The sequence below is a fragment of the Micromonospora sp. NPDC047521 genome (genome assembly GCF_055587305.1).
Map to the genome: position 1 here is coordinate 78,003 of NZ_JBVJGN010000006.1, position 17,472 is coordinate 95,474.

General features: G+C 73.6%; 15 protein-coding genes. 7 read left to right on the plus strand and 8 right to left on the minus strand.

Annotated elements, in window-relative coordinates:
• Positions 1-19 precede the first annotated feature (19 nt).
• The 7 genes from ACZ6N8_RS15435 to ACZ6N8_RS15465 all read left to right on the plus strand — a co-directional run bounded on the left by ACZ6N8_RS15435 (position 20) and on the right by ACZ6N8_RS15465 (position 7,835).
• Positions 20-505 (plus strand): hypothetical protein, encoded by a 486-nt coding sequence (locus tag ACZ6N8_RS15435; RefSeq protein ID WP_466010477.1) that lies wholly within the window; start codon positions 20-22, stop codon positions 503-505.
• A gap of 44 nt (positions 506-549) precedes the next feature.
• On the plus strand, positions 550-705 hold the full coding sequence (locus tag ACZ6N8_RS15440; protein ID WP_007466198.1) for a DUF4177 domain-containing protein: 156 nt from the start codon (positions 550-552) through the stop codon (positions 703-705).
• A complete protein-coding gene (locus ACZ6N8_RS15445; protein WP_364372334.1) occupies positions 702-1,163 on the plus strand; it encodes a RidA family protein in 462 nt (153 codons plus the stop codon). The genes ACZ6N8_RS15440 and ACZ6N8_RS15445 overlap by 4 nt, the downstream gene beginning before the upstream one ends.
• Before the next feature lie 123 nt (positions 1,164-1,286).
• Positions 1,287-2,123, plus strand: a complete 837-nt coding sequence (locus ACZ6N8_RS15450; RefSeq protein ID WP_466010479.1) for an MBL fold metallo-hydrolase — start codon at positions 1,287-1,289, stop codon at positions 2,121-2,123.
• Positions 2,120-5,704, plus strand: a complete 3,585-nt coding sequence (locus tag ACZ6N8_RS15455; RefSeq protein WP_466010480.1) for an adenylate/guanylate cyclase domain-containing protein — start codon at positions 2,120-2,122, stop codon at positions 5,702-5,704. Before ACZ6N8_RS15450 ends, ACZ6N8_RS15455 begins: the two co-directional genes overlap by 4 nt.
• A gap of 133 nt (positions 5,705-5,837) precedes the next feature.
• Complete coding sequence (locus ACZ6N8_RS15460) at positions 5,838-6,317, plus strand: hypothetical protein (RefSeq protein WP_466010482.1); 480 nt, start codon at positions 5,838-5,840, stop codon at positions 6,315-6,317.
• Positions 6,318-6,347: 30 nt separating this feature from the next.
• On the plus strand, positions 6,348-7,835 hold the full coding sequence (locus ACZ6N8_RS15465) for a serine/threonine-protein kinase (RefSeq protein ID WP_466010484.1): 1,488 nt from the start codon (positions 6,348-6,350) through the stop codon (positions 7,833-7,835).
• On the opposite strand, the gene ACZ6N8_RS15470 is transcribed toward ACZ6N8_RS15465, so the two are convergent.
• From ACZ6N8_RS15470 to ACZ6N8_RS15505, 8 genes are all read right to left on the minus strand, one after another.
• Positions 7,822-8,163, minus strand: coding sequence for a hypothetical protein (locus ACZ6N8_RS15470; RefSeq protein WP_364372349.1), 342 nt, complete (start codon positions 8,161-8,163; stop codon positions 7,822-7,824). The genes ACZ6N8_RS15465 and ACZ6N8_RS15470 overlap by 14 nt on opposite strands.
• Positions 8,164-8,264: 101 nt before the next feature.
• A complete protein-coding gene (locus ACZ6N8_RS15475) occupies positions 8,265-9,428 on the minus strand; it encodes an acyl-CoA dehydrogenase family protein (RefSeq protein ID WP_466010485.1) in 1,164 nt (387 codons plus the stop codon).
• Positions 9,428-11,404, minus strand: a complete 1,977-nt coding sequence (locus tag ACZ6N8_RS15480; RefSeq protein ID WP_466010486.1) for an ATP-binding protein — start codon at positions 11,402-11,404, stop codon at positions 9,428-9,430. Before ACZ6N8_RS15480 ends, ACZ6N8_RS15475 begins: the two co-directional genes overlap by 1 nt.
• Positions 11,405-11,476: 72 nt before the next feature.
• Positions 11,477-13,078, minus strand: coding sequence for an acyl-CoA carboxylase subunit beta (locus tag ACZ6N8_RS15485; protein ID WP_466010488.1), 1,602 nt, complete (start codon positions 13,076-13,078; stop codon positions 11,477-11,479).
• On the minus strand, positions 13,075-14,271 hold the full coding sequence (locus ACZ6N8_RS15490; RefSeq protein WP_466010490.1) for an acyl-CoA dehydrogenase family protein: 1,197 nt from the start codon (positions 14,269-14,271) through the stop codon (positions 13,075-13,077). The genes ACZ6N8_RS15485 and ACZ6N8_RS15490 overlap by 4 nt, the downstream gene beginning before the upstream one ends.
• A complete protein-coding gene (locus ACZ6N8_RS15495) occupies positions 14,268-15,887 on the minus strand; it encodes an acyclic terpene utilization AtuA family protein (protein WP_466010896.1) in 1,620 nt (539 codons plus the stop codon). Before ACZ6N8_RS15495 ends, ACZ6N8_RS15490 begins: the two co-directional genes overlap by 4 nt.
• A 56-nt stretch (positions 15,888-15,943) precedes the next feature.
• Positions 15,944-16,741 carry a TIGR03084 family metal-binding protein gene (locus ACZ6N8_RS15500; RefSeq protein ID WP_466010492.1) on the minus strand — a complete coding sequence of 266 codons (798 nt, stop codon included), beginning with the start codon at positions 16,739-16,741 and terminating at the stop codon, positions 15,944-15,946.
• A gap of 36 nt (positions 16,742-16,777) precedes the next feature.
• Positions 16,778-17,413 (minus strand): TetR/AcrR family transcriptional regulator, encoded by a 636-nt coding sequence (locus ACZ6N8_RS15505; protein WP_466010493.1) that lies wholly within the window; start codon positions 17,411-17,413, stop codon positions 16,778-16,780.
• Positions 17,414-17,472 lie beyond the last annotated feature (59 nt).

A 17,472-nucleotide genomic window follows, 5' to 3' on the forward strand; every position in this document is an offset into this window, starting at 1 on the left:
GTACTACCGGAGGCAGTGCATGCGCGACGCGGACAACATCCCTCGCACCCAGTTTCCGACGAACGATCGGCTCCGCCGGACGGCTGCCGTGGGCGAGGCGACCGGCGGGCCGCTCGGCAGCCCGCCGGTCAACGAGCGGTCGTACCGCCGGGTTCCGGAGCCGCCGGAGGTGGTCCGCGTGTCCAACCGTCCCGCCGAACGGGTCCGGGACGACGACGAGCCGGGCTTCGTCATCCACCTGCCGATCCGGGTGCCCGACCTGGCGGCGGCCACCGCGCTGGCCGGTCGGGTCGCGGTGTCCCTGGGATTCCTTCCGGAGCTGGACGCCGGCGAGACCACCGTGTCGAACGCCGACGACCAGAACAACAGGCACCGGGTCTTCTGCGACCTGCTGCTGCCCGACCGCTCCCGGTGCCCGCAGGGGTACGAGCACGAGGGGCCGTGCGGCGAGCTGCCGACCACGCCGGAGCAGCGTCCCGCGCCTCGCTCGGCCAGCGGACCGTAGGCTGTGCCTCGAACAATTCCGCACCGAGAGGGAGCCCTTCAGCGATGCAGAAGTGGGAATACTCCACGGTCCCGCTGCTGGTCCACGCGACCAAGCAGATCCTCGACAACTGGGGCGAGGACGGGTGGGAGCTCGTCGCCGTGGTCCCCGGCCCGAACCCGGACCAGCTGGTGGCGTACCTGAAGCGGCCCAAGGCATGAGCAACGGTCCGCACGCGAAGCTCGCCGAGCTGGGTCTCGAACTGCCCGACGTGGTTCCGCCGGTGGCCAGCTACGTGCCGGCCGTGCAGTCCGGCCAGCACGTGTACGTCTCCGGGCAGTTGCCGATCGCCGAGGGCAAGCTGCTGGCCACCGGCAAGGTCGGCGCGGGGATCTCCGCCGAGCAGGCGAAGGACCTGGCCCAGCGCTGTGCGCTCAACGCCCTGGCGGCGGTCGACTCGCTGGTTGGTCTGGAGACAGTGGTCAAGGTGGTGAAGGTGACCGGTTTCGTGGCCTCCGCGCCCGGCTTCACCGGACAGCCCGCCGTGATCAACGGTGCCTCTGACCTTTTCGGCACCGTGTTCGGCGAGGCCGGCCGCCACGCGAGAAGCGCGGTAGGCGTCGCCGAGCTCCCGCTGGACGCCCCCGTCGAGATCGAACTGATCGTCGAGGTCGCCTGACCCGCCGCACCACAGCCGCGATCTTGCACTTTCTGCCCCGACGAATGCCCTGAAGGGGCATGAATCAGCAGCAGCAAGTGCAAGATCGCGGGGCAGGGTGACCGGGGTCGTACGATCGCAGCCATGAGCGGGCACGTGACGGGGGCGGTGGCGGCGCTTGCCGACGAGCTGCCCCGCTGGGTTTCTCTGCTGCGCGCGCCGAACCCCGGCCCGATGACCCTCGACGGCACCAACACCTGGGTGCTGCGCGCCCCGGCGGCGGAGTACGCCGTGGTGGTCGACCCGGGGCCCGCCGACGAGGGGCACCTGACCCGGATCGCCGAGTACGGCCCGATCGGGCTGGTCCTGATCACCCACGGCCACCCCGACCACACCGAGGGCTCCGCCCGGTTGAGTGACCTGCTCGGCGGAGCGCACGTCCTCGCCGTCGACCCGGCGCACACCATCGGCGGCGAGCCGCTGACCGAGGACGGCGAGCACCTGGGCGGCTACGGCCTCGACATCCGCCTGCTGAGCACCCCCGGGCACACCGCCGACTCGGTCTGCTTCCTCGTCGAGCACGACGGCGAACGGGTGGTCCTCACCGGCGACACCATTCTCGGCCGGGGCACCACAGTCGTCGCCCACCCAGACGGGCACCTCGGTGACTACCTGAGCAGCCTGGAGCTGCTGTCCGCGTACACCGGGATCCCGGCGCTGCCGGGCCACGGCCCGGCGCTCGCCGACTGCGCCGCCGCCGCCGACTTCTACCTGGCCCACAGGCGGGCCCGGCTCGACCAGGTCCGGGCGGCTGTCGATGCCGGCGCCCGCACCCCCGCCGAGGTGGTCGCGGTGGTCTACGCGGACGTGGACCGCTCGTTGTGGTGGGCGGCCGAATGGTCGGTCCGTGCCCAACTGGAGTATCTGGGCGTCGCCGCCGGGGAATCCGCGCCGGGGGTCAGTGGGTTGGAGCACATGTGACCTGCCCGGTGTGCGGAACCGTCGCCGTCCCCGGCGCGCGGTTCTGCCACAACTGCGGTGCCGCGCTGCCGGCCGCCGCGACGTTGCCGGCGGCCGAGCGCCGGGTGGTCACCGTGCTCTTCGGCGACCTCTCCGAATTCACCTCCTGGTCCGAGGATCTCGACCCGGAACGCGTCGGCGCGGTCACCGACCGGGTACTCGCGGCCCTCGCGGGCGCCGTGAAGACCTTCGGCGGGCACGTCGACAAGCTGACCGGCGACGGGATCATGGCGGTGTTCGGCGCCCCCGTGGCGCACGAGGACGACGCCGAACGCGCGGTCCGCGCCGCCCTGTCCATGCAGCGGGCGGTCCGTCGGGTGCTCGACGACGAGCGCGGCGGCGGCGCGCCGCTGGGCCTCCGGGTGGGGCTCAACACCGGCGACGTCATCGCGGGCATCCAGGCCGCGATCGAGTACACGGTCATCGGCGACACGGTGAACACCGCCGCCCGGCTGGCCGACGCCGCAGCCGTCGGCGCGGTCTACGCGGGCGGGCGGACCGCCGCCGCCACCCGGCACGTCGCGTCCTGGCGGGCACTGCGCCCGCTGCGCCTGAAGGGCAAGCGGGAGCCGGTCGAGGCGTACGAGCTGCTGGGTCTGCTGGACGCGCCGGGCACCCGCTCGGGGCTCGGCGACGAGGCGCCCTACGTCGGCCGGGAAACCGAGATCGGTCGGGTGGCCGGCCGGCTCGCCGAGGTGATCGACCAGGGCGACCCGCGGGTGCTGCTGATGACGGCCGAGGCGGGTATCGGCAAGTCCCGGTTCGCGGCAGAGGTGGAGCGCCTCGCCGCCGGGTACGACGTGGGCGCCGGCCGGTACGCCGCGCACACCGGCGCCCGGGTGCTGTCGGTGCGTTGCGCCGCCTTCGGCGAGCGCCGCCGTCTCGCGCCGCTCGCCGACCTGGTCCGCGCCGCCGTCGGTCTGCCCAGCGACGCGGCCACCGGGTTGACCCGACCCGCTGTGGAGGAGCGGCTGCGCCGGCTCGGCCAGCGACTCACCCGCGCCGGCGGTGAGGTGCCACCGATCGCCACGGAGCAGTTGCTCGCCCTTCTCGGCTACGCCGAGCTGCCCGCGCACACGGGCACCGACAACGGTGAGTGGGGCGGCGCGGCAGCGTTGACCGCCGACGCCGAGGCGGTGCCGAACGCGGTCGCCGACCTGCTCAGCGGGCTCGCCGCCGAGGCGCCACTGGTGATCGTGGTGGACGACCTGCACGACGCAACGGCCGAGACGATCCGTGCCCTCGGGCTGACCCTGTCCCGGCTCAGCGGCCCGGTGCTGGTGCTCCTGCTCGGGCGTCCCGAGCTGGTGCGTACCGCAGGCGCGCTGACCCGGGTCGCGGACGCCGAGGTGCACTCCCTGCCGCCACTGCGCGGGGCCGACGCGGCCCGCCTGCTCACCAGCTACCTCGGTGGGGGCAAGCTGCCGCAGGCGGACGCCGACCGGCTGCTCGCCACCGCCCAGGGCAACCCGTTCTACCTGGCCGAGCTGGTCACGCTGCTCATCGAGCGCGGGGCGCTCACCACCGCCCCCGGCGCTCGGGACCAGGGTTCGTCCGGCTGGCGGCTGGTGCCGGGCTCGTTGGGCAGCCGGCTGCTCTCCCGGGACCTCGCCGCCGTGCTGGCCGCCCGGATCGACGCACTGCCGCCGGACGCCCGCTCGGTGCTGCGGGACGCCGCCGTCGTCGGCGACACGGTGCCGACAGGTGCGCTGGAGGCGCTGCGGGAGCAGCGCGCCGGCCGCGACGGGCGGCCCTCAGCGGTGGTCGCCGTGGAACTCGACAGGGCGGTGGAGGAGCTGCTGCAACGCCGGATGCTGCACCGCACGCGTTCCGGCTACGCGTTCGCGACGCCCCTGATGCGCGAGGCCGCGTACGCCGGGGTGAGCAAGGCGGAACTGGCCGAACGGCACGCCGCGCTGGCCCGGTGGGCGGCACCTGTGGACGGGGCCACCGCCGGCACGGTGGGCGGTTTCACCGAGGAGGCACGCGACGACTTCGTGGCGACGCACGTCGAGCGGGCCGCCCGGCTCGCCGACGCGGTGAAGCTGCGTCCGGACGCGCCGGCCCGGGCGGTGGGCCCGCTCGGGGTCGCCGCCCTCGGCCGGGCCGCCCGCCGGTCGCTGTCCGCCGGGGAGCCGGCGATGGCCGTGGAGTACGCCGAACGCGCCGCCGAACTGGCCCGCGACGGGGTGCCGGCCGCCGACCGGGTCGTGCACGCACGGGCGTTGCTCCAGATCGGCCGGGTCGTCGACGCGCTCGCGTTCGCCGAGAAGATCGCCGCGAACACGGGCGACGAGGCGGTACGGGCAAGCGCTCTGCTGCTCGCCGGCCAGGCCCAGCAGACCCTCGGCGACCAGGGTCGGGCGGTGTCCGCCTGGCAGGAGGCGTTGCAGGTCGCCACAGCCGGTGGCCTGCCCACCCTGCGCGCCTCGGCGATGCGCCGGCTCGGCATGGCCGACTTCGTGGGCGGACGGTTGAGCCAGGCGAGCAGCCGGCTGGCCGCCGCGTACCAGGTGAGCCTCGGCGCGCAGGACCGACGCGGGCAGGCGTGGTCGTTGCAGAACCTGGCCTGGGTGACCACCACCCGGGGCGACTTCGCCGGCACCGACGCGGTGCTCGGCCGGGCCGCCCGGCTCTTCGCCGAGCTGAAGGACCCGTACGGGCGGGCCTGGCTGCGGGGCACCACCGCGTTCGCCCGCCTGCTCGCCGGGCGGTTGGGCGAGGCGTGCCGGCTGGCGCAGGTCTTCCTGCCCTTCGGTGAGCGGGTCGGCGAGGCGTGGGCGGTGGGCACGCTGCGCGCGGTGGCGGCGTACGCCACGGCCGAGCTGGGTGAGCTGGCCGAGGCGGACCGGGAGGCACGACGGGCGTACCGCGAGTTCGCCGCGGCGTCCGACGACTGGGGGCGCGGCTTCGCGCTCGTGGTCCGTGCCGTGGTGGCGCGCGGGCTGGGCGAGCCGGAGCACGCGGCGGACCTGCTGACCGACGCCCTGTCGTACGCCGAGTTGACGTCGCATCCGCTGCTCACCGGGATGGCCGGGACGCTGCGCGGCTTCGTGGCCCTGGACATGGGGGACTGCGAGACGGCCGAGCGGGTGGCCCGTGAGGTGCTGACCGCTGTGGAGCCGCACAACCCGCAGGCGCCGGCGCAGGTCGCGCCCCGGGTGCTGCTGGCCACCGCCCGGCTGGCGGCCGGTGACCCGGCGACCGCGGTCGGTCTGCTCGCCCCGGTGGCGACAGTCGCCGCGAGCGCCCCGTCGCTGCTCTTCTCCCGCCGCCAGACGATGGCCCGGTACGCGTCGGCGCTGCTGGCGCACGGTCAGCGGGAGCAGGCGCTGGACTGGGCGCGGCGGGCGGTCACCGCGCCGGCCGAGGACGTCCGCAGCCAGGTGATCGCGGCAGGTGTGCTGGCCGAGGCGCTGGCGGCCTGCGGCCATCCGCAGGACGCCCGCGCCTGCGCGGACGAGGCGGTACGCCTGGCGTACGCGACCGAGCAGCGCAGTGAACGCGCCGAGGCGGACGCCCTGCGCGGCCGCCTCTCCTGACCGGAACTCCTTGATCAACGGGCCGGGGGTTTCTGCCGGTTCCGGGGATGTGGTCGTCGGACCTACCGGCTAGCGTGTTGGCACCGTCGGTGGTCCACAGTGGTGATCGTCGCCGTGCCTGGGGAGGCTCTTCATGAAGCTGCCGCGTTCCATCGCGGGCTGGACCATCGCGGTCTTCGGTGTGCTGGCGCTGGTGATGGGCGCGGTCGGGCTGCTCTGGCCGGAGGCGCAGCTGCGCATGCTCGGTCTCGAGGTGCCGCAGACGCGTGCCGTCGGTGACCACACGGGCACGTTCCTGCTGGCGTCCTCGATGGCGGCGTTCAACATGGGCGTCTACTACCTGCTCGCGACTGTCACCGAGTGGCGGGTGTTCTACCGCTTCACAGTGGTCTTCCGGCTGGTCACGTTCACCGTGTTCACCATCGCCGTGCTTGCCGACATCGCGCCCGACCGGTTCTTCGGGGTGGCCGCGTGGGAGGGGCTGGGCGCGGTGGCCACCGCGATCGGTCTGCGCCTGGACGCCCGTCGGGGCGGCGTCGGGGCGGCGCCTGCCGTCGACACGTCGGGCGACGTCGGGGACGCCGGTGCCGCTCCGGCGGACGCGGTGCGCTGAGCCTCCGGCCGGGTTGGGTATTTTCGAGCAGTGACCGACACCCCGACTGGAGGTTTGCCGGTGCCGAACGTGCCCGGCCTGACCGATCTGCGGGTGTTTGCCCGGGGTGGTTACGCGACCGTCTACCAGGCCACCCAGATCTCGGTCGGCCGTGAGGTCGCCGTCAAGGTGGAGAACCGGACGCTCGACAACGAGCGGGACCAGGCCCGCTTCCTGCGTGAGGCGCGGGCGGCCGGCCGGATGTCGTCGCACCCGCACGTCGTGGACCTCTTCGACGTCGGGGTCACCGTCGACCAGCACCCCTACCTGATCATGGAACTCTGCGACGGGTCGTACGCCGAACGGATGCGCACCTCGCCGCTCGGCCCGGTCGAGACCCGCGACCTCGGCATGAAGATCGCCGACGCGCTCGCCCACTCGCACGCCGCCGGGGTGCTGCACCGGGACGTCAAGCCGGCAAACATCCTCTACTCGAACTTCAACTCCGCGGTGCTCGCCGACTTCGGGCTGGCCGTGCTCGCGGAGCACCGGGACGCCTCGGTGACCCTGGAGGTGCTCACCCCGGCGTACGCGCCGCCGGAGATGTTCAGCCACAGCCCGCCGTCCCCCGCCGTCGACGTGTACGCGCTCTGCGCCACCCTCTACGCGGTGATGCACGGCCGGCCGCCGCGCTGGCAGTCCGAGCGCAATCCCAGCCTGGTCACCGTGCTGGAGATGTTCAACCAGCCGCTCCCCGGCCTGCCCGGCGTACCGGACGAGCTGATCGACGTGCTGCGCGCCGGCATGGCCAACGACCCGGCCGAGCGGCCCTCCGCCCTCGAACTGCACGAGATGCTCGCCGGCCTTCCCCTCGGCCCGCCGGTCAGTGGCGCTCCGGTCAGCGGAGGGGCCTACTCCGGCCCGTACGTGGCCAGCCAGCCATCGCCCCGACCTGCCGTCGAGGACACCCAGCAGGCGGCCCCCGCCGGCCGGCGCTGGCGACGGCGCTGGTTCCTCGGCGGCGCGGGTGCGCTCGCGCTCGCCGCCTCGGCCACCGCGGGTGCCTGGGTGGCCGGCAGTGCGCCGCCGCCCGGGCCGTCCCCCTCCGCCAGCCAGGTCGCCGCACCGGCCACCGGACCGCTGCCCGGCTGCACGACAAGCGCCGGCGCGCCGACCGCCCTGCCCGGCGGCGCCCGCTGCCTGCCCGAGCTGGAGTGCTTCGGCCCGATGCGGATCCGTGGGAGCCGCGCCGAGGCGGCCCGCCTACCGTGCGCCGGCCCGCACACCTGGGAGACCTACGCCGAGGGTCTGCTGCCGGTGTCGCTGGTCGGCGCCGAGTACGACGAGGTGGTCGCCGCCGAGCCGGTACGGCAGGTGTGCAGCGCCACCACCTTCCGGTTGACCACCGGGATCGCCGAGGCGACCGGTTGGCACCTGGAGGTGCTGCCGCCCGTCGAGGGCAGCGTCGACCGCGCCTACCGGTGTCTGGCCGGGAAGGGCGTGAACGCGCTCAGCGCGCCCACCCTCACCGATCGCTGAGCCCGCCCGACCCTCGCCGCCTGTCCCGCACCGCGCGCAACGCGTCCCGGCTGTCCAGCGCGTCGAGGGTGTCGGCGTCGAGGCCGTAGGGCATCAGCTCGGGCGGTCCGGCCGCCAATGGCCGCTCCGCCGGCTCGGGGGCGTCGCCCTGCCGGGCTGCCGAGGCGGCCACTCCGGCGACCATGGCCAGCAGGACGCAGAGCAGTGCGAGCACCACGCCCACCAGATCCTGGCGTCGCCAGACGGCAAGCGTGACCAGCGGCGCGAGGGCTCCCAGCCCCGCGATCACCGCCACCGTCCGCGCATCGGGCCTGGGCAGTCGACTCACCCCTCCAGCATGTCCGGCTCCGGCCGACTGTCAACCGCAGAGCCGACCGACGCGCCGACAGTCGGGATCGACTCGGCGTGTGCTCAGTAGGAGGCGTGTGCTCAGTAGGACTTGTCCTGGCCCAGGACGTGCTGGGCGACGAAGTTGAGGATCATCTCGCGGCTGACCGGGGCGATGCGACCTGCCCGGACCGCGCCGAGCAGGGTCGCCACCCCGTACTCGGTGGTCATGCCCGCCCCGCCGAGGGCCTGGACGGCGGTGTCCACGGCGAGCGCGGCGGCCTCCCCGGCGGCGTACTTGGCCATGTTGCCGGCCACCCCGGCCTCCAGGTCACGGCCCGCGTCGTACAGGGTCGCCGCCTTCTGGATCATGAGGCGGGCCAGTTCCACCTGCACTGCCGCGTGGGCGAGGGGATGCGACACGCCCTGGTGCGTGCCGATGCTCCGGCCACCCCAGACCTTGCGGGTGGCGGTGTAGTCGCTGGCCCGCTCGATGGCGTACCGGCCGGTGCCGGCGCCCATCGCGGCGACAGTGATCCGCTCCGGGTTCAGCCCGGCGAAGAGCGCCGGCAGGCCGGCGTCCAGCGACTCGCCGAGCAGCGCGTCGGCGGGCACCCGCACGTCGTCCAGGTAGAGCAGGAACTGGTTCTCCGGGGACACGATCTCCATGTCCAGCTTGGAACGGGTCAGCCCGGCGGCGTCGGTCGGCACCAGGAACAGCGCCGGTTTGAGCTTGCCGGTGGAGGAGTCCTCGGTACGGGCCACCACCAGCACGTGACCGGCCTCGTCGACCCCGGAGATGTAGCACTTGCGGCCGTTGAGCAGCCAACCGTCGCCGTCACGTCGGGCCACCGTGCTCAGGCGGTGGAAGTTGGAGCCGGCGTCCGGCTCGGTAATCGCGAAGACGATCTTCTGGGTGCCGTCGGCGAGGCCTGGCAGGTGCCGTTTGCGCTGCTCCTCGGTGCCGTGCCGGTTCAGCACCGTCGCCGCGATGGCGGGGGAGACCACAAGCAGCAGCAGCGGGCAGCCGGCCGCGGCCAGCTCCTCGCAGACGATCGCCAGGTCGGTGATGCCGCCGCCCCCGCCGCCGTACTCGGTGGGGATGTTGACCCCCAGGTAGCCGAGCTGTCCCGCCTCGGCCCACAGCTCGGTGGTGTGCTCGCCGGCCTTCGCCTTCTCGACGAAGTAGCTGTGGCCGTAGCGGCGGCCCAACGCCCTGACGGCGTCGCGCAGCTGGTCCTGCTCGGGGGTGAGGTCGAAGGTCATCAGGAGTTCTCCTCGGCGTTGTCGATGACGGCCAGCACGGCACCGGTACGTACCTGACCGCCGGCCGGCACCGGCAGCTCGGCGACCACTCCGTCGATCGGGGCGACCACGGGGTGCTCCAACTTCATCGCCTCAAGCGTGAGCAGCGGTTCGCCGGCCGAGACCCGCTGGCCGACCTCGACGTGCACCCGGGTCACCGCGCCGGGCAGCGGCGCGAGCAGCGACCCTGCCGCCAGCTCCGCCGTCGGCAGCGGGAGACGCGGCAGCTCGGTGAGGCTCGCCGCCCCGTCCGGACCGTCCACGAAGACCTCCGACCCCACCCGGTGTACGCGGTACGCGCGGCGAACCCCGTCGACGTCGAGCACCACCCGGCCCGGGGTGGCCTCGACGAGCGCCACTGTCAGGTCAGGGCTGCCGGGGTCGGCGGACCATTCGGCGAGGGCGCCAGTGCGGTCGAGCCGGTAGCGGACCTCGATCTCGCCGTCCGGGCCGGTGAAGCGGGTGACCTGCGGGACGGCCGGCACGTTGCGCCAGCCCGACGGCAACCCGGCCAGGACCCGGGCCCCAGCGCGACGGCCGGCGGCCGAGGCGAGCGCCGCCGCGAGCGCGACCACCGGAAGCTGGCCGGCGGGCAGCAGCGGCGCGAAGACCTCGGAGTGCCGGTCCAGGAAACCCGTGTCGATCTCGACGGCGGCGAACGCCTGACTGCGCAGCACCCGGACCAGCAGGTCCCGGTTAGTGGTCACCCCGTGCAGCTCGGCCCGGGCCAGCGCGCCGGCCAGCAGCCGGCTCGCCTCGGTGCGGGTACGACCCCAGGCCACGAGCTTCGCGACCATCGAGTCGTAGTGCACGCCTACCACCGAGCCGGCCACCACACCCGAGTCGAGCCGCAGGCCCGGCCCGCTCAGCCCGCCGAACTCGGCCGCCACCTGAGGGACGGCGAACCGGTGCAGGGTGCCGGCCGCCGGGCGCCACCCCGCCGACGCGTCCTCGGCGCAGAGCCGTACCTCGATCGCGTGGCCGGTGCTCGCGCCGAGGGTCGCCGGAAGCGGCTGACCCTCCGCGACGAGCAGTTGCAGCCCCACCAGGTCCAGTCCGGTGCACAGCTCGGTGACCGGGTGCTCCACCTGGAGCCGGGTGTTCATCTCCAGGAAGAAGAACTCCCCGCCCGGCGCGAGCAGGAACTCCACAGTGCCGGCACCCAGGTAGTCGACGGCCCGGCCGGCGGCCACCGCCGCCTCGTGCAACGCCGTCCGCACCGACTCCGGTACGACCGCCGGCGCCTCCTCGACGATCTTCTGGTGCCGGCGCTGGATCGAGCACTCCCGGTCACCCAGGGCCACCACCCGGCCCTCGGCGTCGCCGAAGATCTGCACCTCGACGTGCCGGCCGCGCTCGACGTACCTCTCGATGAAGACCGTGCCGTCGCCGAACGCCGCAGCGGCCTCGCGGCCCGCCGAGGCGACAGCCTCGGCCAGCCCGTCGGCGTCCCGGACGATCCGCATCCCCCGCCCGCCTCCGCCGGCGGACGCCTTCACCAGCACCGGAAAGTCGGTCACGTCGGCGGTGTCGGTCCAGCTCGGCAGCATCGGCACGCCCGCCTCGGCGAGCAGCGTCTTCGCTGCCAGCTTGTCACCCATCGCCGCGATCACCTTGGCCGGCGGGCCCACCCAGGTCAGCCCCGCGTCGGTCACCGCCGCCGCGAACTCGGCGTTCTCCGCGAGGAACCCGTAACCCGGGTGGACGGCGTCCGCGCCGCTGCGCCGGGCCGCCTCCAGGATCAGATCGACCCGAAGGTACGTCTCGGTGGGCGTGTCCCCGGGCAGCCGGACCGCCTGGTCGGCTTCGGCCACGAACGGCGCGTCCGCGTCCGCGTCCGAGTGCACGGCTACCGTCTCCACGCCGAGCGCCCGGCAGGTCGCGAAGACCCGGCGGGCGATCTCCCCCCGGTTGGCGACGAGTAATCTCGAAATCACTGAGCCTGCCCTTCGTTCGCGACTGCCGGACTCCGCTTCGCTGTGTTCCTCGTGCTCACCGGACCAGCCCCCCTACATCCGGAAGACGCCGAAACCGTCGGCGCCCTTCACCGGGCCGTTGTGGATCGCCGAGAGGCAGAGCCCGAGGACCGTACGCGTGTCCCGTGGGTCGATCACCCCGTCGTCGTAGAGCCGGCCGGACAGGAACAACGCGCCGGACTGCGACTCGATCTGCTGCTCGACCATCATCCGCATGGCCGCGTCGGACTCCTCGTCGTAGTCGCGCCCACGAGCGGCGGCGGCCTGCCGGGCCACGATGGACAGCACCCCGGCCAGCTGCGCCGGGCCCATCACCGCCGACTTCGCGTTCGGCCAGGTGAACAGGAACCTCGGCTCGTACGCCCGGCCGCACATGCCGTAGTTGCCGGCCCCGTACGAGGCGCCCAGGTTGACAGTCAGGTGCGGCACAGTCGAGTTCGACACCGCGTTGATCATCAGGGCGCCGTGCTTGATGATGCCGCGCTGCTCGTACTCGGTGCCGACCATGTAGCCGGTGGTGTTCTGCAGGAAGATCAGCGGAGTGTCGGAGGCGTTCGCGAGCTGGATGAACTGCGCCGCCTTCTGCGCCTCCTCGCTGAACAGCACCCCCCGCGCGTTGGCCAGCACACCCACCGGGTAGCCGTGCAGCTCTCCCCAACCGGTGACGAGCGCGTCCCCGTACGCCGGCTTGAACTCGTCGAAGTCACTGCCGTCGAGGATCCGGGCCAGCACCTCACGCGGGTCGAACGGCACCTTCAGATCGGCGCTGGCGATGCCGAGCAGCTCCTCCGGGTCGTACTTGGGTGGCTGCGGGACGGCCGTACGCGGCGCCGGGCCGTGCTTGCGCCAGTTCAACCGTCGTACGCACTGCCGGGCCAGCCGGATGCCGTCCCGCTCGTCGGCGGCCAGGTGGTCGGCGAGCCCGGACGTGCCGGCGTGCATCGCCGCGCCGCCAAGCGACTCGTCGTCGGTGACCTCACCGGTAGCCATCTTCACCAGCGGCGGTCCCGCCAGGTAGACCTGCGACCGGTCCCGAATCATGATCACGTGGTCGGACATCCCCGGCACGTACGCGCCACCTGCCGTGGCGTTGCCGAAGACCACGCTTACCGTGGGAATGCCCGCCGCCGAGAGCCGGGTCAGGTCCCGGAACACCCGTCCGCCCGGGATGAAGATCTCCGCCTGGGTGGGCAGGTCCGCCCCGGCCGACTCGACCAGGTTGACCATCGGCAGCCGGTTGGCCAGGGCGATCTCGCCGGCCCGCCGGGTCTTGGCGAGCGACCACGGGTTCACCGCGCCACCCCGGACCGTCGGGTCGTTGGCGACGATCAGGCACTCCACGCCCTCGACCACACCGATGCCGGTGACCACGCTGGCCCCCACCGGGAAGTCAGTGCCGTACGCGGCGACAGGCGACAACTCCAGGAACGGGCTGTCCGCGTCCACAAGCAGTTCGATCCGCTCCCGGGGGAGCAGCTTGCCCCGCTTGTGGTGGCGGGTGACGTACTTCTCGCCGCCGCCCGCCCGGGCCTGGTCCAACGCGGCGTCCAGCTCGGCCAGCCGTTCCAACAACGCGGTCCGGTTCGCCGCGTACCCGGGCGCGGACGTGTCGATCGCGCTGTCCAGGATGCTCATAGGCCCATGCCCTTCGCGATGATCTCGTTCATGATCTCCGTGGCGCCTCCGCCGATGCCGAGGATCCGGGCGTCGCGGTAGTGCCGTTCCACCTCGGCGTCGCGCAGGTAGCCGAACCCGCCGTGCAGCTGCAACGCCTGGTCGACGACCTGGTCGCAGGCGGCCACCGCGACGTTCTTCGCCATCGCCACCTCGGTCACGACCGGCTCGCCGGCCGCCACCCGCACGGCCACCTCGTGCACGTACACCCGGGCCGCCTCGGTTCGGGTGTGCATCTCGGCCAGTCGGTGCCGGATCACCTGCCGGCTGGCCAGCGGACGCCCGAAGGTCTCCCGGTCCCGGCACCAGCGCGTGGCCAGCTCGACGCAGCGCTGCGCGGTGGCGTACGCCTGGGTGGCCAACGAGAGCCGTTCCGCGGCGAAGTTCTGCATGATCGCCAGGAAGCCGGTGTCCTCCGCGCCGATCCGGTTGGCCACCGGCACCCGCACGTCGACGAAGGACAGCTCGGCGGTGTCCGAGCAGTGCCAGCCCAGCTTCTCCAGCCGGCGGCCCACAGTGAACCCGGGGCTGTCCTTGTCGATGACCAGCAGGGTGAGGGAGCCGCTGCCGGGGAAGTCGGTGCAGACCGCGGTGGTCACGAAGTCGGCCCGGTGCCCGCTGGTGATGTACGTCTTCGACCCGTTCACCACGTAGTGGTCGCCGTCGCGGCGGGCGGTGGTACGGATGCCCGCCACGTCGGAACCGCCGTCCGGCTCGGTGATGGCAAGGGCGCCGATCATCGTGCCGGCCAGGGTGGGCCTGACATACCGCTCGATCAGGTGGTCGTCGCCGGGCGCGGAGGTGCCGCCGGCCCGGCCGCCAAGCGAACCGCCGACGCCCACTCCCGCCGCCGCGACCATGTGCGGCAGCGCGATGCCGTGCGTGAACAGGGCCGCGATCAGGCCGGACGAGCCGCCGGAGCGGATCACCTCCTCGGTCACGATGATCGAGTCGAGCAGGTCCCCGCCGCTGCCGCCCACCGACTCGGGGAAGCCGACCCCGAGCAGGCCGATCTTCGCGGCTGTCTCGTGCAGGGCGCGGGGCACCTCGCCGGCCCGCTCCCAGTCGTCCAGGTGCGGCAGCACCTCCCGGGTCACGAAAGCCCGGGTCAGCTCGCGCAGTTGCCGGCGTTCGGGTGTGTCCACGATGCTCATCGGCCCGCTCCCGTCGGCACGTCGGCCGGCAGGTCGACGATCCGGGCGCGCAGCAGCTCACCAAGCGCCTTGGCCTGCGGGTCGAACCGGGTGGACGCGGCCACTCCCGCCCCGAGCAGGCCCTCGATCACGAAGTTGACAGCCCGCAGGTTCGGCAGCTCGTAGCGCCGTACCGTCAGCGGCCCGGTCTCCGGCAGCAGTTCGGCCAGCCGCTCCACGGTCAACCAGGCGCGCAGCCACGCGTACCCGGCGTCGGAGCGCGCCCAGACACCGAGGTTGGCGTCCCCGCCCTTGTCCCCGGAGCGCGCGCCGACCAGCTCGCCGAGCGGCCCGCGCCGGGTCGGACCGTCCACCGCCGCCGCCGGGTCGCCAGGGACCGTCTCGTCCCCGGAGGTGGCGGCGGTACGGATCGGCGGGGCGACCGGCACCCGCGCGCCGTCGGGCAGCACCGCGACGTGGGTGACGTCGTCCTGTGGGATGTCGTCGGAGGTGAACACGCCGTACGGTGTCGCGTCGCCCGGCAGGGTGGTCAGCGTGCATCCCGGGTACGAGGCCAACGCCAGTTCCACAGCCGCGGCCGAGAACGCCCGCCCGGCCCGCGCCTTGTCACTGTCGCGCAGGTGTACGTGCAGCAGTGCGCTCGCGGCCTCGGTGTCGGCGGCGTCCGGGTGGTCGGTGCGGGCGAGCGTGAACTCCAGCCCGTCCTTGCCCACCGCCTCCTCGATCTGCCCCCGGACCAGCGCCGCCTTCGCCTCGATGTCCAGTCCGCAGAGGACGAAGGTCATCGAGTTGCGGAACCCTCCGAGGTTGTTGACGCCGACCTTGAGCGTGGGTGGCGGCGGGGTGCCCCGGACCCCGCGGACCCGGACCCGGTCCGGCCCCTCGGGTCGCAGCGTCACAGTGTCCAACCGGGTGGTCACGTCCGGCCCCAGGTACGCCGGCCCGCCGATCTCGTAGAGCAGTTGGGCGGTGACCGTCTCGACGGTGACCGCGCCGCCGGTGCCCTGGTGTTTGGTGAGCACGGTGGAGCCGTCCGGGTACACCTCGGCGATGGGGAAGCCGGGGCGGCGCCCGCCGTCGGGCAGTTCGGTGAAGAAGCTGAAGTTGCCGCCGGTGACCTGCGCGCCGCATTCGACGAGATGTCCCGCGACTGTCGCCCCGGCCAGCTCGTCGAGGTCGTCGCGGCTCCACCCGTAACGGGCGATGGCCGGGCCGACGACAAGCGACGCGTCGGTGACCCGCCCGGTGACCACCACGTCCGCTCCACCGTCGAGGCAGGCGGCGATGCCGTACGCTCCGAGGTAGGCGTTGGCGGTCAGCGCGTCCGGCCGCCCGATGGCGTCACCCTCGACGTACCCGACCCGGGCGGTCAGGCCCAGCCGGGCGGCGAGGGTCTCGATGGCCGAGGCCAGGCCGGAGGGGTTCAGTCCGCCGGCGTTCGTCACGATCCGTACCCCCCGGTCGAGGGCGGTGCCGAGGCAGGTCTCCATCTGGCGCAGGAACGTCTTCGCGTAGCCGAGGTCGGGGTCGCGCAGCCGGTCCCGACCGAGGATCAGCATGGTCAGCTCGGCCAGGTAGTCGCCGGTCAGGACGTCCAGTTCGCCGCCGTCGAGCATGTCGCGCCAGGCGGTGAACCGGTCGCCGTAGAAGCCGGAGGCGTTGCCGATGCGGATCACGCCCGTACCCCGTTCGCGCTGGTCGGCTCGCGGCCGTCGCCCGGCGGCCCGGCGAAGGCCTGCGCCACGTCGAGCCACTCGTCGGCGACCGGGCCGGTGGCCAGCAGGGCGAGGTCCGCGCGGTGGCGGCGCTGGGTGACCAGCAGGCAGAAGTCCCGGGCCGGCCCGCTCACCCGGTCGGCGGCGTCCACCGGCCCCCAGGTCCACGTGTCGCCGTCGGGCGCGATCAGCTCGACTCGGACCAGCGTCGTGGGCGCCTCCCGGCCGTGGGCGGCGAAACCGTGCCCGAGGGTACGCACACCCAGGTGCGCCACGTGCCGGAGCCGGTCGGTGGTGGGGCGGACGACGCCGAGCGTGTCGGCCACGTCCTCACCGTGTGCCCAGGTCTCCATGAGCCGGGCCGTGGCCATCGAGGCGGGCGACATCCGGGTGCCGTACCAGGGCAGCTTCGTTCCGGCCGGGACGGCGGCCAGGGCGTCGACGAGTGCCGCCCGCCCGGCGCGCCAGCGGGCGAGCAGCTCGGCTGGGGGTGCCAGGAACTCCTCCGCACCCGCGTCCACCATCCGGGTCACGTCCGGTGCGGAGGTCACCGTCGCGTAGAACGCCTCCGCGTCGGTGGCGGAGAGCAGCGCCACGTGGTCGGTCCAGGCGAGGTGGGCGATCTGGTGCCCGATGCTCCAACCCGCCGCCGGGGTCGGCCGGGCCCAGTCGGTCGCGGGTAGCGGGGCCACCAGGGCGTCGAGGTCGGCGGACTCGTCGGCCAGGTCCGTGAGCAGGTCGGTGAGGTCGACCATGGTGCCTCCGGTGGGTGGGGCCGGTGCGGCCGGCGGTCAGGGCGTGAGCAGGGTGGCGAGTTGCCGCTTCCAGGTGGTCAGCAGGGCGGTGCGGCGGGCCGAGTCGTCGCTGAGCAGGTTGGCCACCCCGAGCCCGCGCAGGAGGTCGAGGGTCGCCTGCACCGCCTCGCGGACGCCGGGTCGGCGCTCGTCGACATCGAGCAGGGAGACGGTGAGGCGGTGCATCTCCCGGCCGACTGTCGCCTCCAGTGGCACCAGAGCGTCCCGGAGCTCCCGATCGGTGCGGGCGGCGACCCAGAGCTCGAGCGCGGCCACGAAGAGCGGCCCGGTGAACGCCGCCCCGAGCAGGTCGACCACCCGGTCCAACCGTTGCGGGCCGGCCGGCAGCGCCTCGGCCTCGGTGCGCAGCTCGTCGGCCCGTCGCTCGGCGAGGTGGGCCACGGCGGCCGTCACCAGCGCCGCCTTCGTCGGGTAGTGGTGCAACTGGGCGCCCCGCGAGACACCGGCCCGGGCGGCGACCACTGTGGTGGTGGTGCCGGACCAGCCGTGCTCCACCAGGCAGTCGACTGTCGCCTCCAGCAGCCGGGCCTGGGTGGCGCGGCTGCGCTCCTGCTGAGGGACGCGCGTCGCGCCGGCAGACGTGGCGGTGGCAGATGTTGATGCGGCGGACACGGCAACAGCCTGCGGCCTCCGAAACAAACAGTCAAGACTGACTTTTTATGGCCGGCTCG